Raw genomic sequence first — 15,356 nt, forward strand, 5'->3', positions numbered from 1 at the left:
ATGAAACCAGAAGATAAGCTATCCCAATCGGTTCAACGTTTAGTCAATACCAATGAAGTAACGATCGTTCAAGCCATGGGGGAGTTAAGGAAATCAGGAAAAGAGGCAGTGCCAGTGCTTGTTGAAGCCTTAAAAGAAGAGGGTTCTTTGCGGAATATTGCAGCAGCGGTTCTTGGTGAATTTGGAGCAGATGCAGGGGACGCAGCAGAAGCTCTTGCCAAACTGTTAGAAAGTGAAGAAGAGGAGACAAGAATGGCGGCTGCGATCTCACTCATGAGAATTGGTCAGCCTAGTTTACCATTTCTTCTGCCTTTGGCAAAACGCTATAAGGGTCCTACTTGTTTTTGGGCGTCGTGGTGTATCTCTTGGATTGACCCATCAAAAATCGAAAAAAATATGTACGAGTGCCTAAAACAGGAACAAGAGAATCCATCAGGAAATGTGGCCCCTTTTGCCGCAGAAGAGGCACTAGGAAAAATCATCGCTTTTCAATTAAAAGAAAAGGGGGATGAGTAGTGGAAACGCAAATACTTAAATGGCCTGAGCACCTTTCTTGGATTCATTCTTCACATCAGCGGTATTTACCTGAAGGGCATACTCAGCTTCTTTATTTTTGGTCAGTTAACTGTCCGCATTGTGAAGAATTAACCGATCACATTCTACATAGTGTGGATCAGTTGAGTATCCATTTAACCTGTGTCCATGTTCCATATACGGAAGAAGAAAAATCGATAGAGGTTGTTTCGAAATATGCGGAGGAAAAGAATCTCATTGCTCCCATTGTGTTGGATCAAGATTATGAGATTGTCACAAAATATAAAATACAAGGATTACCAAGTTTTTGCCTCATAGATAAAGAGGGACAATTAATTGATCGGAAAATGGGAGATACAGGCTGGGAAAAAATATTAAAAAAACTAGAAAAACGATCATAATTAGAGTTATGGAGGAGAGCGTTTTGTTTCAATCAAACCAAGAATTAAAAAAAACGGTGGTCTTTTATGCAGGTGTGGGAGCTGTTTTGCTGATTCTCATGATGTTGACAAGGCTGCCGGTTTCTGCAGACTGGGAGTTGCCGTTGATTTTGTTTGGATTGGGGATTTTGTTTTATGTGAAGCGTGTGCTTTTTAAAGAAGAAAAAGATCATAAGGCATAAGTTTTCTACCGAGGTGATCTAGAAATGTACAGTTGATGAAAGGTAAGTAATAAAAGGTTGGATGTTGAATCCAACCTTTTATTACTTCCTGTATTGAGTTTAAAAACAAGGGAATGCTTTTATATTCTCAGAGCAGTGTTTGAATCAAATTTTAAAAATCCAATGTCCTCCATGTATTTGAAATAGCGTTTGATTAAATGATCATCCATAGGGGGATAGGTCATTCCATGTGCTTGGAGAACCGTTTGAGTATTTATTGAGTCAAAGTGCGCCATGTTTTCGTATAGTTCCCAGACTGTTTTGTCTTGTTCTACCTTTTCAGTGAGCATTGGAAGAAATGGCGTAAGGGCGTTGTCTGCGTTTTGATCGCTTGCTTGAATGAGAGCTTCTACCCAAGCGTTATATGCTTTCTTTTCTAATGGATAGCCTATTTCTTCTATTATTTTTTGGAAAAACTCACTTAATTCCATGCTTTCTTCTTGAGGTGGAACGAGGTGATAGGCTTTGCCGAAGTTGGCTGGATCCTTGCATATGGTTGTAATGGCTTTTGAAACAAAGTCGACGGGTACGAATTCTTTTCGTTGATTCGGTAGCTCACCGTAAGCCTTTAATTGGATGCATCCTTTGATTAGTCTCGCCATGTAATCCTCTGTATTATGAACGCCTGTTTGACTGTCGCCCATGATGAAGCCGGGGCGAAGGACTGTGATCGGCACGCCACGTTTTTTTGCTTCCCACATGATTTTTTCTGCCACCCATTTACTTTGAGAGTACCCAATGTCCTTTTCTACAATAGGAAGATAAGCATCGATGGATGTATCTTCAAAAAGAACGGTCGTGCCATCTAGATACCCGGCAGGTCCGAATATGGCAATGGTCGATAAGAAATGAACAGGCTTTACCTGTTCTGTGCAGGCGAGTTTGATGATATTTTCTGTGCCGGTGACATTTGTATCCTTGTGCATGTGATAGGGCTGAACGTAATTGACTTTTGCTCCATTATGATAGATGGCATCAATGGTTTGGGCGAGTTGTTGAAATTCCTCTGTTGAGAGCCCTAGTTGAGGCTTGTCCAAGTAACCTACAATCGGTTTTAATTGTTTCAGATAATGTTCGTCCCATAGGTGATATTTCTCCATATTTACTTGTATTCTCTGTCTTGCGTGCTGTTTGTCTCTTGCTCTGATCACACAATAGATTTGGATGGAGGGATTCATTCGAACAAGCTCTTTAATGAGATAAGCGCCTAGAAAGCCGGTTGCTCCTGTTAATAACACGGCATTCTGCTTAAAGGATTTAGAATCGAATAGGTGCTTTGGCTGAATCTTTTCATCTAAAAATCCCTCTGATGTGAGCTGTTGTTTCGGCTCAGGTGTTTGATTTTGTAGCATACGATGAACTTGTTGAATCGTAGGATGTTCATAAAGGGTGCTGGCAGGTAGTTCAACGTGTAATGTTTCCTGCATACGCATTAAGGTTTTGGCGGCAAGGATGGAGTTTCCTCCTAAGTCGAAGAAGTGATCGTTTGTGCCAATGGGCTCTACCTTTAATAGGTCTGTCCATATTTCACAGAGTGCTTCTTCGGTTTGATTGGTTGGTGCGACATATTCAGTTTGCAGTTTGGGTCTGTCGAAATGATGTCTTGGTAGTGCTTTTCGATCGACTTTTCCATTTGTGGTCGTAGGGAAGTTTGTCAATAGAACATAATGTGCAGGGCGCATGAAATCAGGGAATGTTTTCTTTGCATAAGTTTGAATGGTATATAGATCCCATGTCTTTTTGTTGGACGGAATGATGTATGCAATGATGCGTTTATCCCCAGGTGTAACCTCTGTGGCTGTCACCAAACAAGATTTAACGCTTGGGTGCTGGATCAGCACATGTTCAATCTCGCTAAGCTCAATACGAAAGCCTCTAATTTTGACTTGGTCATCCTTTCTACCAATATATTCAATAAGACCATCAGGTTGTTGTCGAACTAGATCCCCTGTTTTGTAATAGGTTCTTCCATCCCGTTTAATGAAACGTTCCTTTGTCAGGTTTTCCCTTCGCCAGTAGCCTAATGCTAGTCCATCTCCTGAAGTGATGAGTTCCCCTATTTGTCCTTGAGAGACAGATTCACCTTGTTCATTTGTGATGTCAATGACGGTTCCTGCTACAGGTCTGCCAATCGGTATACTGACTAGCTCATCCCATGTGTTTGGCAGTTGAAAAGTTGTTGTGAAAATTGTATTTTCTGTCGGGCCATAGCCATTAATGATGGTCGTATTTGGGAGCTCTTTTAATGCTTGTTGAACGATTTGAGGAGACATGACATCTCCACCAGATACGATGTATTTAAGCGATTTGACATCGTTTAGGTGTGACTCCATCATCAAGTTGAACAATCCAGTAGTTAAAAAAAGAATGGATACATCATAATTTTTAATGGTTTGACTGACGAGTTCAGGAGTCAGTTTTCCAGAAGGAGGAATAGCGAGTGTCGCTCCATTTAATAATGCGGACCATATTTCAAATGTAGAGGAATCAAAAGAGATAGTAGATAGTAAAGCCAACGTATCAGAAGAATCAATGGACAGAAAGGAAGGGTTATGCGTTAGGTGCATGATACATCTATGTGTAATGACAACACCTTTTGGTTTTCCTGTTGTGCCAGAGGTATACATGATGTATGCAGCATTAGAAGATTTGACATCAAAGGACGGGTTTGACGTTGATTGTGTAAGGATGAGATGTTTTTCTTTATCTAAGTAGATAGTAGGAATAGGCAAGGGGGTCAGGCTTGGAGTGACATGTGATGTTGTGAGTAAAAAGGATAGTTCGGCATCTTCAATCATAAATTGAATACGTTCACTAGGGTAATTTATATCTATAGGCACATAAACGGCGCCTATTTTGGTGATAGCCAGAATAGAGACAATCAATTGTGGTGATCTTTCTAAGGCTAGACCGATATGAGAAGCTTTCGTTACGCCCATTTTGATAAGATAATTGGCATACTGGTTACTTTGTTTCTCAAGTTCAGCATATGTGATGTTACGATGGTGGCACGCTAAAGCTGTATGATGCGGTGTGCGAGTGGCGTGGTGTCTAACGATATCAGATAAATTTTGATCATTCATGATGATATTCCCCCTCTAGAATTTGATAGATTAGGAATGTTATTCCTAAATCCACCCAAAGTGTATATGAAGAAATATTCAATGTCAATGAAGGGTATATTCACAATAAAATGTAAAATTTATATAATAATTGAAATAATATGAAGATATATTGTGCTATTTAGAGATAAAATGTCAGGGACCCTCGGATTTTTCCTTGAATGAGCGTTTTGTTGATCAAGATGAGGTGAAAATAGGGGGAAATTGAATCATAAGATAGGTTGGATTCACTGATGGGATGACAGATCACTTTTTTAGGGAAATATATATACGTATTTCAAAAGAATTTGGTAAAATATATAGGTATATCTTAAATTTGTTATATGTTTAAGGAGCTGTCGTGTTGAAGGAATCTAGGGTTGAGTTTATTGATAGTTTACGTGGTTTTAGTTTATTAGGTATTTTGATTGTGAATATGCTTAATTTTCAATATGATTATGATTTTGAGAAGATGTTTGATCCGAGCATATGGGGACAGGAGTTTGGGGTATATGTGACGGAGATCTTGTTCCAGGGGTCATTTTATCCGATTTTCTCCTTTTTGTTTGGGTATTCTTTTATCAAACTGATTGAATCTACAAAGGCCAAGGGGCTGAATACGAATGCCATCGTCGTTCGCCGCGGCTTTGGTCTTATTGTGCTTGGGATGCTGCATTACATATTCATTTGGAATGGTGATATTCTCTTATATTATGGAGCATGTACGTTTTTCTTGATGATGTTTTTGAGCAGCCGGATCAAAACAATGCTGATTTGGTCAGGTGTGTTAGGTGCTTTGTCATTAGTGGTTTTACCATATCTGATGACCTTTGTTTATGGAAATGATGATTTGTTAACGGATGTGTATGCGAAGGGTGCATACGGTGATATTTTATTGAGCCGGGTGACGATTGAAGACGATATGATGATTGTGACCATTATTATGGCGATCGTGACCATTACGTTGATGCCGATCTTAGGTTTTCTATTCGGTACGATCATGGTGGGGCCATTTGCACTGCTTGGCATGGCCATTGGGAAAAAAGGTCATCTGACAGAAGAAGATCGAGGAATGGCGTATCGTAAAGGCTGGATCTGGATGATTTTGATCGGGCTCGCTTTAAAATGTGCGACGTTTATTGATGCCCCTTGGAGTGAAATGGTGATGACGTTAGGAGCCTATGTCCTGACGATCGGTTATATTCAAGCTTTTATTGTCTTTTACTATTCAAAGGTTGCACAAGGATTGAAACGTCTGCTTGCAGGACTGGGCCGATTGTCTTTATCAAACTATTTGGCTCAATCTATTATTTGTACAACGATTTTCTATTCTTACGGACTTGGTTTATTTGGACAAATGGGCTCAATGTTTGGATTGCTGCTTGCTGTCGGACTTTACACAGCACAGCTCTTCATCAGCTATCTCTATTTGAAAAAATGGAGAAGAGGGCCTGTGGAATGGCTTATGGGAAAATGGGTATATTGGAGATAAATTGATTTGTTGAGGAACCGCATGGCTGAAGAGCTATGCGGTTTTTTAGTTGCATTCAAAAAAGTTCATAAAAGGAGTTGAATATTTTTTCAGTGTGTATATAATGTATATATAGTGTATATACAATATTTCATTGCGAATACCAGTACAGAAAAAAGAGGTTTTTATATGCAAATTACGATTTCTAACCATTCTAAGGAGCCTATCTATGAGCAAATTACGACGCAAATCAAATCGTTGATCTTAACGGGTGAGCTTGCAGAAGGTGCAGCCCTGCCGTCTATCCGAAAGCTGGCGAAGGATTTACAAATCAGCGTCATCACAACAAAACGTGCATATGAAGAGTTAGAGAAGGCAGGATTTATTTATTCGATTGTCGGTAAGGGATCATTTGTTGCCGAGCAAAACCTAGAGGTCATGAGAGAGAAAAAATTGAAGGTGATTGAGGAACAGCTTGGAGCGGTTGTTACAAACGGCAAGGAATTAGGCTTATCTTTTGATGAATTGCAGCAGTTATTAAAGTTCTTGTATGAGGAGTGAGATGAGTGGAGCATGTGATTGAATTCAAAGGAGTATCAAAACGGTTCAAAGACTTTTCTGTGCAGAATCTTGATTTACAGGTCAAAAAGGGCTTTGTTACTGGGTTTATTGGAGAAAATGGAGCCGGTAAGTCGACCACGATTAAAATGATCATGAATTTGTTAAAACCAGATTCTGGTGAGGTTAAAATTTTTGGATTAGATTATCGCACCCATGAAAAAGAGATTAAGGAACGAATTGGCTTTGTTTACGATGCTAACGTTTTTTTCCCAGGATTGAATTTAAAAGACATCAAACGAATTGTGGCACCTGCCTATAAACGCTGGGATGATAGGCTATTTTATCAATATATTGAACAGTTTGGTCTGCCGCTGAATAAAGCGATTAAAACATTTTCAAAAGGGATGCAGATGAAGGCATCGCTTGCGATTGCGCTGTCGCACCATGCAGAGCTGATTATCATGGATGAACCAACTGCTGGTTTAGATCCGGTATTTAGAAGAGAGCTGCTCGGCACGTTACAAGAATTGATGATTGATGGAAACCGAACGATTTTTTTCTCAACGCATATGACGACTGATTTAGATCGCATCGCGGATTATATTGCGTTTATACAAAATGGAAGATTGGTCTTTCAACAGTCGATTCATGAGGTGGCGGAGAATTATGCGCTGGTGAAGGGGAGCCTGGATTTGCTGGATCGAGACACAGAAAAGGCGTTTATCCATATTCAGCGTACGGCAGCCGGATTTGAAGCATTAACAGATCGGATTGATGAGGTGAAACTTATTTTTGGGGATGCTGTTGTGATTGAACCGGCGTCGCTTGAGGATATCATGTTTTATTTGAAAGGCGGGGTTGCGCATGTTTCATTTAATTAAGCGTGATGTGATTTTGCAAAAGAAGCAGTTACTTATTTTTATTCCGTTTATCTTATTTTTCATTTTCATGGATGTCCATCCAGTATTAACGTTTCTAGTCGCTAGTGTCTTCATTCCATTTAACACATATGCTTATGATGAGAAGGCAGAAACGAATATTCTATTAAATTCCTTGCCCTATACACGTAAAGAAATTATCGCATCACGTTATCTTGGCGCCATTTTCTATATGAGTATTGCGATCGTGCTGACAAGTGCTGCATTATTTGTGTTTGGGAAGCTGTTTTCGCTGTCAGATATTGCGATTGGTAGCGGGCTATTTTTATTGTTTGCGGCGTGCACATTTCCATTGTTTTATATCTTAAAGCCTGGCTATATCACAACGGCAGTGATTATTGGCTTTATCATTTTATCTGCTATGGGGCCACCTGTTGTGATCTATTTAGCAGAGCAATTCAGTGGGATCACTGATTTTATAATGAATTTATCAATCCCTATTTTATACACTGGGTCCGTTGTGCTGATTATGCTTATTTACTTGCTGTCTTGGGGGCTCTCTACTGCGATTTATCAGAGGAAAGTGTTTTAATTCAGCTAGAATACAAACAAATCATAATAAAGAATCATCCATTTTGAGGAAGTCCTTTTCAAAATGGATGATTCTTATTTTTTTGATTCATATGAAATTGACATCCAGTAGAAAACAGGTTATTGTTATTTAACATAATGTTAATTATTTTTAACATAATGTTAAATAAAACATCCTTTAAGAAAGGAATCTGAAATGGAAATTAAAAATAGAATGAAAGTATTACGGGCAGAAAAAGACTGGACACAAAAGGATTTGGCAGAGAAGTTAGGTGTGACTCGTCAAACTGTGGCAGCGATTGAAAATGGTAAATATTCTTTGTCTTTAAAACTAGCATTTCAAATTGCGAGAACATTTGAAGTTGATTTATATGACGTTTTTCAAGAGGTCGACAAGGAGGAACAACAGCGATGATGACAACAATCATACTTTATTCTCTGATTATCCTTTCTATCTTAAGTACGGTCTTTCAATTTAAGAAAAGCCGTGAATATAAACAGGATGAACGGGGCCAATTTATTTTAGCGAAAGCCGGAAGTTTTTCAATTGTAGGTGTGGCATTAGCCTATATATTGGCTGCTGTCATTCAAGCTTTTGTTCATGAATTATCATCTCCAACGGAATGGTTTTATATAGCGATTACGTTTATGTATGTATCAAGTGTTTGCGCAAATACCATTGGCATTATCTATTGTGAAAGAAAATACTAATCTTTTATCTGCGGATGCAAGCTAGGGTACTTCATCATGAAGGGAAGAAAAAATAATGAAAAAATTACTGAAAATAATGCTGATTGCTCTATGTACCATTCTGACTGTCTTGGTTGTATTTGTAGCCAGTGTTTATGTTGTTAATCTAATTAGTAAGGAAAGAGAACAGGGGAAAATAGAAGCTTATGGGCAAAAGGTCTTGGTGGATGGGAAGCAGATGAATGTGCTCATTCAAGGCGATGGGAAAGAAACGATTGTCCTTCTCCCAGGCTATGGAACTGCTTCACCCGTGCTGGATTTTGAACCGTTAGTCAAGGAGTTATCGCCAGATTATAGAGTCGTTGTGATTGAACCGTTTGGTTATGGTTTAAGTGACGACACAGATAAAGTAAGGACAAGTCAAAACATTGTGGATGAGATTCATGAATGTTTGCAGAAACTCAACATTAAAAAATATACGCTGATGGGTCATTCGATTTCTGGCATCTATGGATTAGAATATGTGAATCAATACGAAAAAGAAGTCCAAGCCTTTGTTGGAATTGATAGTAGTTTTCCTAAGCAGGAGGATGCAGATGAATTACCAGTCTCCAGCTTACAGCTGCTTCATCAATCCGGATTTTACAGATTGATAGTGAAAATGAATCCAGATCAACTAGTGATGCCTAAAGTAGATGATCAAACGAAAGCTCAGATTAAAATGCTGACTTTCCGAAATTTCTTGGATGAAAGCCAAGCTAGTGAGGCAGAAAACTTTAGAAACAATTTTAAAAACGCTCAACGCCTACATTTCCCTAAGAAGCTCCCTGTTGCTTTCTATCTAGCGGATCAAACGGAGAAAGAAACACCAAACTGGAAACCAATGCATGAAGAGCTGCTGAAAAATGTAGACCACGGAAAAGTCGTTACTTTCAAAGGCGGCCATTATTTGCATCATACGAAATCAAAAGAAATCGCAGATGATGTGAGGGAGTTTCTATCGAACAACGAGCGCTCACGTTAGCGTTTTTCCTCCTCAGCTGGACAGATGAAACATCGCAATTTTGATCAAAACGAGTGAACTGATTTGTTTTATGATCAAGAAGAGGTGAGGGAGATGATGTATAGTCGGGTGACGCAAGAGGTGATTTCTTATTTGGAGTCGCATTTGATGGATGAGCTGTCGCTGAGACAGGTGCATGAGAAAGTAGGATATTCACATTTTCATTTGCTGCGTGTATTTAAACGAGAAACCGGGCTGTCGATGGGGGAATATGTGCGGAAACGAAGATTAGCTACGGCTGCACAGCTTCTTTTGTATACGGATCAGGGGATTTTAGACATCGCTTTTTCGTTACAATTCCAATCGCAGGAAGCCTTTACGCGTGCTTTTAAGCATCTTTATTCTTTACCTCCCGGAATGTACAGGTCCATGATGAGAGACATGCAAATGAAAAAGGAGGAAGATTCGATGACAATACATGAAGCAGTACCTGGCTGGGGTTTGAGTGGTTCACATCCGCATATGTATGAGATGGGTGTTGATACAGCAGAGTTTCATACGGGAAAGCAATCAGGTGTTTTATCATCTAAAGAAGGCGTACAAGAAGGACAGTTTGCGACGATGATGCAGGGGTTTCAAGCAAAAGAGTATGTAGGCAAGCGGTTGAAGCTCTCTGCTTTCTTGAAAACAGAGAATGTATCTTCAGCAGGAATTTGGATGCGGGTAGATGACGGAAAGGGTGATACGGTGCAGTTTGATAATATGCAGAATCGACCTGTGACAGATTCTACGGAATGGAATCAATATGCGATCGTATTAGATGTTCCTACGCGCAGTGAATCCATTCATTTTGGAGTGCTACTCAGCGGTCATGGAACAGTCTGGGCTGACGGTTTTCGATTTGAGGAAGTGGATGAGAAAACACCTACAACGAATATGGTGGAGGCTTCGGCTCTGCCAGATGTGCCGATGAATTTGCATTTTGAGCTTGAGAAGACCGTGTGAGCGGTCTTTTTTTGTTGTATACAAATCTGCATGAACCGTTTATAATGAAAAATATAATTAAACATACCGACGGTCGGTATGTAAAAGGAGGCGTTTGAACTGGCGCGAAATAAGTATCCAGAAAAGACGATGCAGCAAATTTTGGACGTGTCGACAAAGTTGTTTCAGGAAAAGGGATTTGAAAAGACAAGTTTGCAAGATATTATCCATGAATTGAATATGTCTAAAGGGGCTATATATCATCATTTTAAATCGAAGGATGAAATATTACGCGGCGTGATGGATCGGCAGTTTCGTTATGCAACCGAGAAGCTTGAGGAGTTAATTGAGCATACGGAGGCAGTTCATGCGAAAGAGAAGCTGCAGCTTATCCTGGAGCAGCTTGTGGCAGACCCGCAGTCTCATTCGATTGATGGGATCTTGGTTGATCAGATGAAAAATCCGCAATTTGTGATTGAAGGCATGAAGACAGGTGTCAATCAGGATGCTTTGAGAATCAAACAGTTAATCATTGAAGGGATTGAGGATGGTTCGATGGAAACTGCGTTTCCTGGTGAAGTGGCAGAAGTATTTTTGCTTCTTGTGAATATATGGTTGAATCCCACCTTGTTTGTCCGCAATCATGAAGAAACGGTCCAGCGTTTGTGTTTTTTAAAGCAGATGATGAAGGGTCTTGGCGTGGATATTGTGAGTGATCTATTTATTCAAAAGGTGACAGCGCACTATGCTGAAATTGGCGGGTATGATCTGCCCGAAAAGTAAAGAATGCCAACTGATAGGAGGATGACGTATGATTCATTTTATGAAGGTTGAGCTAAGAAAAGGCCACATGAAGCAGTATATTCAAGCTAGTTTCATCGCGAGTATTGTGCTGCTAGTATTCATCTATTTTATTGCGTTTGCTGCAAAAATTGAACGCGAACCGGGTTTTCAGCAATATACGAATATTTATTTGTTAACGAGTACAGTATGGATGATCTTTTTTTCTATCATCACAGCTATGCTGTATTGGCGTGTAGGCAAGACTGTTTATCAGGAACGCACATCCAATTCAGTGAGATTCCTTTCTCATATGATATGGATGGTGTGCCTTTCAACGTTTGCGATGATGTGCAGTATCATTCCTTCGTTTGTTGTGTTTAGTGTGACTGAATTGTTTTTCCCTATTGTTCACGATACGCTGACGGCAGGTTCTCTGTTTCAATTGATGAAAACATTCTTTATGTTGATTGTTTGCGTTCAAGCGATTGGCATGATGGCGATGAGAATAGGCTTGAGCAAAAAATCTGTTTTGATGACCGTCCTGACTGCAATTGTTTTATGTGCTGTTTTAGGAAATGTATCACTCGCCATTTATGGCAATGATCAAATGAATCTCATCCTGTCAGGAGTGATGATTGCAGCAGTCCTCATTGTGATCTTGGAATTGTGGAGCCGCATCGGCCGGCTGCAAACGAGGTAATTCATGATGGGAAAAGGATGGAGACATGTGAAGCATACGGTTCAAATTGAAGAAGCAATAACGGAACTTTCGTTAAACTGGCTGGTGGGAGATGTTCGCCTTTATCACCATGATCATCCTTATTTATTGATGAAGCAGACCACCAATCACGTATTCCCCCATCGGTATTTACTGCATCATCAAGTGCAGGAAGGCAGGCTAGTCATTCAAGATAAAAGAAAACGAGCGATCAGCTTGGGGCTTCATCTTCATCAAACGAATTTGGAGATTTACCTCCCTCAGGCACAGTTACAGTCCTTGTCTATTCATTGTAAAGGAGCAAATCTATTCTTGGATGGACTGAAGGTGAAGAAGGCTGACTGCCAATTGATTTCTGGAAAGTCCATGTTTACGGGAGAAATCAAGCATCTGAGCTTGCAGACAGTGGGTGGATTTATCTCTAGTCAACAGCTCAACACGCAGACAATGAGCCTGCGTACTACTTCGTCAAAAGTGGAGATGGTAGGTGCTTTTTCAGATATTGATCTGAATTTAATAGGCAGAAGGGTACAGATACATTCAAAGGCCATGTTGCATTCGCTCAAATCGACGTCAACTGGATCATCTGTCAAAGTGGCAATTCCGGAAAATGATGGATTTATTTGTTATGTGAAGAAAAGATCAGGTACTTTTCACAATGACTTTCCTTGTGTTGATGATCAGGAGAGAATGGTTTATAAAAATGGAGGGAAAAGCTTTGAGGTCGATATAAGGGGAGGTTCTTTTCTATTAAGTGATGGTCATTGAAGCGATGATGATCCTCTGATTCGATATATCAATATAAAATAATTTGAATATATTTTTATGTCAGAATATTTTGTTAATAGTGTTTTCCTCAAAAAAACAATTGTTTTTTAAGGGTAGATTTATTATGATAATATACATCGAAAGATTGAAGATTTTGAATCAGAATGAAAATTCTGATTTTTTATTTTTTATGTTGTTTGTTGATGAGGGGGAATAGAAGTGGCTCAAAAGGAATTAAAGAGAGGGTTAAGTGCTCGTCATATTCAAATGATTGCGCTTGGCGGCACAATTGGTGTTGGCTTATTTATGGGGTCAGCTAAAGCCATTCAATGGACAGGTCCATCGGTTCTTCTCGCGTACGCAGTGTGTGGTATTTTTATCTTTTTTATTATGCGTGCGATGGGAGAAATGTTGTATCTTGAACCGAGTACGGGATCGTTTGCTACATTTGGGCATCAATATATTCATCCGCTTGCGGGGTATATGACAGCTTGGAGTAACTGGTTTCAGTGGGTCATTGTTGGAATGTCTGAGATTATCGCCGTAGGTGCTTATATGAAATATTGGTTCCCGGAGTTACCGGCGTGGATTCCCGGATTAATCGCCATGATCATTTTAGGTGCGGCCAACTTGATTTCGGTTAAGTCATTCGGTGAGTTTGAATTCTGGTTTGCGATGATCAAGATTGTGACGATTATTTTAATGATCATTGCAGGTTTAGGCATTATTTTCTTTGGGTTTGGCAATGGTGGAACAGCGATTGGTTTGTCTAACCTTTGGGCGCACGGCGGGTTCTTTACAGGTGGATTTAGCGGTTTCTTGTTTGCATTGTCCCTAGTGATTGCTGCCTATCAAGGGGTAGAGCTCATTGGGATTACTGCAGGTGAGGCGCAAAATCCGCAAAAGACGCTGACAAATGCCATCAAAAGCATCATCTGGCGTATTTTAATTTTCTATATCGGTGCGATCTTTGTCATCGTAACGGTGTATCCGTGGGATCAGCTGAATACGCTCGGCAGTCCATTTGTGGCGACGTTTGCGAAAATTGGAATTACGGCAGCAGCAGGTATTATTAACTTTGTTGTCATTACAGCAGCGATGTCCGGCTGTAATAGTGGAATCTTCAGTGCGGGACGTATGCTTTATACATTAGGTGTGAATGGACAGGCACCTGCTTTCTTCACAAAAATTTCGAAGAATGGTGTACCGTATTTTGGGACATTTGCTGTGCTGATTGGTTTAGCGGTTGGGGTGGTCTTAAATTATGTTTCTCCGCCAAACATTTTCGTTTATGTGTATAGTGCGAGTGTCCTTCCTGGTATGGTGCCTTGGTTTGTGATTTTAATTAGTCACATTGGCTTCAGAAAGGCGAAGGGGGCAGCGCTTGATCAGCATCCGTTTAAGCTGCCGCTTGCGCCATTTTCTAACTATTTGACAATCGGATTCTTGCTGATGGTGCTTGTGTTTATGCTGATTAATCAGGATACACGAATTTCTCTCATTGTGGCAATTGGGTTCTTGATTTTAGTGGCGCTTAGCTTTTTTGTATTTGGAATTGGTAAACGAAAACCGATTGAAACAGCTTCTTCTGATCAAACGGTGAAATAATCAAAAGCCTTGCGGAACAACCGCAAGGCTTTTGTCGTTTACAGAGAAGCTTTGACACGCTGAAAGACATCTGGAAAGTTGGTGAAAAGACCGGTGACGCCGTATTGTAGAAGACGTGTCATGTCTGCTTCGCTGTTTACCGTATATGGGTGAAGGAGGAGTCCGTGGCTTCTGACCTGCTGTACATTTTCAAGTGTCAAAGCTCTAAAATTTGGTCCGACCCCCACTGCATACGATTTGATGAAGTCGAGCTGATCATCTGTAATAGACGTCATTTGCGCTCTATCTAATAGCTGTACTTTTGGAAGCCTAGGGGCGAGTTTCTGCAATTTTAATAGACTTTCTTGGCTGAAAGATTGGATGATGACCTGCCCTTTTCTCGTATGTTTTCCAAGAAGATGATGTTTCTTTAAGACGGCCAATAGTTTTTCTTCCATTTGCGGATAGATGTCTGGTTTTTTGGTTTCAATATAATAATTTTCTCGTTTACCGAAGTAGCGTAATACCTCATCTAATGTGAGGACTTGCTGTCCAATAAAGTGGGCATTTTGTTTGTCGGGGTTGGCTTCGTTAAACCATGCACCGGCATCAAGCTGTTTGATTTCGGCAAGTGTGAGGTCTTTGACCCAGCCTGTTCCGTTTGTCGTCCGGTCAACCGTTTCATCGTGCATGACGATGAGGTGTCCATCCTTTGTCATTTGAAGGTCGAGTTCGAGGTAATCTGCATTCATCTTTGTGGCGAGCTTGTAGGAAGCTAGGGTATGCTCTGGGGCATACCCTGATGCTCCGCGGTGTGCAACGGTTAAAATGCGATCTGGAGATAAAAGATGTTCATGTGCCGATATGGTGGTCGGCACCCAACCAAAAGACAGTAAAGCAAAAGAGAGTAACACGAAAGCAAGTAATCTACTTTTCTTCATATTTTATCCTCCTTTTACGGTAACTGCCTCCATCATAAGAAATAGATGTAAAGGGCATGTTGGGCGGAGATGAATCTTTTATGTG

The 15,356-nt window shown here is 40.2% G+C and carries 17 protein-coding genes; 15 read left to right on the forward strand and 2 right to left on the reverse strand.

Going from position 1 to position 15,356, the window contains the following annotated elements; all coding sequences use genetic code 11:
• Genes MHH31_RS01170 through MHH31_RS01180 form a run of 3 tightly spaced genes read left to right on the forward strand, consistent with a single transcriptional unit; the run spans nt 1 to nt 1,156 of the window.
• Nucleotides 1–516, forward strand: coding sequence for a HEAT repeat domain-containing protein (locus MHH31_RS01170; protein ID WP_024719127.1), 516 nt, complete (start codon nt 1–3; stop codon nt 514–516).
• Nucleotides 516–935, forward strand: a complete 420-nt coding sequence (locus MHH31_RS01175; RefSeq protein ID WP_041091719.1) for a TlpA disulfide reductase family protein — start codon at nt 516–518, stop codon at nt 933–935. The genes MHH31_RS01170 and MHH31_RS01175 overlap by 1 nt, the downstream gene beginning before the upstream one ends.
• A 23-nt stretch (nt 936–958) precedes the next feature.
• Complete coding sequence (locus MHH31_RS01180) at nt 959–1,156, forward strand: hypothetical protein (RefSeq protein ID WP_058336274.1); 198 nt, start codon at nt 959–961, stop codon at nt 1,154–1,156.
• Between the two features lie 119 nt (nt 1,157–1,275).
• On the opposite strand, the gene MHH31_RS01185 is transcribed toward MHH31_RS01180, so the two are convergent.
• Entirely contained in the window at nt 1,276–4,278 is a 3,003-nt protein-coding gene (locus MHH31_RS01185; protein WP_342495160.1) for an amino acid adenylation domain-containing protein, read from the reverse strand.
• Nucleotides 4,279–4,660: 382 nt separating this feature from the next.
• Between MHH31_RS01185 and MHH31_RS01190 the strand changes: the two genes are divergently transcribed.
• The 12 genes from MHH31_RS01190 to MHH31_RS01245 all read left to right on the forward strand — a co-directional run bounded on the left by MHH31_RS01190 (nt 4,661) and on the right by MHH31_RS01245 (nt 14,351).
• Entirely contained in the window at nt 4,661–5,788 is a 1,128-nt protein-coding gene (locus MHH31_RS01190; protein ID WP_058336276.1) for a DUF418 domain-containing protein, read from the forward strand.
• Nucleotides 5,789–5,956: 168 nt separating this feature from the next.
• Nucleotides 5,957–6,328, forward strand: coding sequence for a GntR family transcriptional regulator (locus MHH31_RS01195; RefSeq protein ID WP_017366490.1), 372 nt, complete (start codon nt 5,957–5,959; stop codon nt 6,326–6,328).
• A gap of 5 nt (nt 6,329–6,333) precedes the next feature.
• On the forward strand, nt 6,334–7,209 hold the full coding sequence (locus tag MHH31_RS01200; protein WP_024719131.1) for an ABC transporter ATP-binding protein: 876 nt from the start codon (nt 6,334–6,336) through the stop codon (nt 7,207–7,209).
• Nucleotides 7,193–7,798 (forward strand): ABC-2 transporter permease, encoded by a 606-nt coding sequence (locus MHH31_RS01205; protein WP_058336277.1) that lies wholly within the window; start codon nt 7,193–7,195, stop codon nt 7,796–7,798. Before MHH31_RS01200 ends, MHH31_RS01205 begins: the two co-directional genes overlap by 17 nt.
• A 195-nt stretch (nt 7,799–7,993) precedes the next feature.
• Nucleotides 7,994–8,212: a helix-turn-helix transcriptional regulator gene (locus tag MHH31_RS01210; protein ID WP_017358703.1), complete on the forward strand. Its 219-nt coding sequence runs from the start codon at nt 7,994–7,996 to the stop codon at nt 8,210–8,212.
• Nucleotides 8,209–8,508, forward strand: coding sequence for a hypothetical protein (locus MHH31_RS01215; protein ID WP_058336278.1), 300 nt, complete (start codon nt 8,209–8,211; stop codon nt 8,506–8,508). The genes MHH31_RS01210 and MHH31_RS01215 overlap by 4 nt, the downstream gene beginning before the upstream one ends.
• Before the next feature lie 55 nt (nt 8,509–8,563).
• The gene (locus MHH31_RS01220; protein WP_058336279.1) at nt 8,564–9,511 is read left to right on the forward strand and encodes an alpha/beta hydrolase; all 948 of its coding nucleotides are present in this window, start codon (nt 8,564–8,566) and stop codon (nt 9,509–9,511) included.
• A gap of 93 nt (nt 9,512–9,604) precedes the next feature.
• Nucleotides 9,605–10,495, forward strand: a complete 891-nt coding sequence (locus MHH31_RS01225; RefSeq protein WP_050826867.1) for an AraC family transcriptional regulator — start codon at nt 9,605–9,607, stop codon at nt 10,493–10,495.
• A 129-nt stretch (nt 10,496–10,624) separates the two neighbouring features.
• The gene (locus MHH31_RS01230) at nt 10,625–11,257 is read left to right on the forward strand and encodes a TetR/AcrR family transcriptional regulator (protein WP_144679769.1); all 633 of its coding nucleotides are present in this window, start codon (nt 10,625–10,627) and stop codon (nt 11,255–11,257) included.
• 28 nt (nt 11,258–11,285) lie between these two features.
• Entirely contained in the window at nt 11,286–11,957 is a 672-nt protein-coding gene (locus MHH31_RS01235; protein WP_045034667.1) for a hypothetical protein, read from the forward strand.
• Nucleotides 11,958–11,984: 27 nt separating this feature from the next.
• The gene (locus MHH31_RS01240) at nt 11,985–12,743 is read left to right on the forward strand and encodes a DUF4097 family beta strand repeat-containing protein (RefSeq protein WP_342495161.1); all 759 of its coding nucleotides are present in this window, start codon (nt 11,985–11,987) and stop codon (nt 12,741–12,743) included.
• A 219-nt stretch (nt 12,744–12,962) separates the two neighbouring features.
• Nucleotides 12,963–14,351, forward strand: coding sequence for an amino acid permease (locus MHH31_RS01245; protein ID WP_008343901.1), 1,389 nt, complete (start codon nt 12,963–12,965; stop codon nt 14,349–14,351).
• Nucleotides 14,352–14,389: 38 nt separating this feature from the next.
• Here the strand turns inward: MHH31_RS01245 and MHH31_RS01250 are convergent, their stop codons facing one another.
• Nucleotides 14,390–15,271, reverse strand: a complete 882-nt coding sequence (locus tag MHH31_RS01250; protein WP_017358710.1) for a glycerophosphodiester phosphodiesterase — start codon at nt 15,269–15,271, stop codon at nt 14,390–14,392.
• Between the last annotated feature and the right edge of the window lie 85 nt (nt 15,272–15,356).

Origin of the sequence: Bacillus sp. FSL K6-1033 (assembly GCF_038630765.1) — a bacterium.
Classification (GTDB): Bacteria; Bacillota; Bacilli; order Bacillales; family Bacillaceae; genus Bacillus; species Bacillus altitudinis.

Excerpts from the sequence above, each read along its gene's own strand:
- MHH31_RS01170 (WP_024719127.1), top strand. The coding sequence starts at position 1 with ATGAAACCAGAAGATAAGCTATCCCAATCGGTTCAACGTTTAGTCAAT.
- MHH31_RS01185 (WP_342495160.1), bottom strand. The coding sequence starts at position 4,278 with ATGAATGATCAAAATTTATCTGATATCGTTAGACACCACGCCACTCGC.
- MHH31_RS01195 (WP_017366490.1), top strand. The coding sequence starts at position 5,957 with ATGCAAATTACGATTTCTAACCATTCTAAGGAGCCTATCTATGAGCAA.
- MHH31_RS01205 (WP_058336277.1), top strand. The coding sequence starts at position 7,193 with ATGTTTCATTTAATTAAGCGTGATGTGATTTTGCAAAAGAAGCAGTTA.
- MHH31_RS01210 (WP_017358703.1), top strand. The coding sequence starts at position 7,994 with ATGGAAATTAAAAATAGAATGAAAGTATTACGGGCAGAAAAAGACTGG.
- MHH31_RS01215 (WP_058336278.1), top strand. The coding sequence starts at position 8,209 with ATGATGACAACAATCATACTTTATTCTCTGATTATCCTTTCTATCTTA.
- MHH31_RS01220 (WP_058336279.1), top strand. The coding sequence starts at position 8,564 with ATGAAAAAATTACTGAAAATAATGCTGATTGCTCTATGTACCATTCTG.
- MHH31_RS01225 (WP_050826867.1), top strand. The coding sequence starts at position 9,605 with ATGATGTATAGTCGGGTGACGCAAGAGGTGATTTCTTATTTGGAGTCG.
- MHH31_RS01230 (WP_144679769.1), top strand. The coding sequence starts at position 10,625 with ATGCAGCAAATTTTGGACGTGTCGACAAAGTTGTTTCAGGAAAAGGGA.
- MHH31_RS01235 (WP_045034667.1), top strand. The coding sequence starts at position 11,286 with ATGATTCATTTTATGAAGGTTGAGCTAAGAAAAGGCCACATGAAGCAG.
- MHH31_RS01250 (WP_017358710.1), bottom strand. The coding sequence starts at position 15,271 with ATGAAGAAAAGTAGATTACTTGCTTTCGTGTTACTCTCTTTTGCTTTA.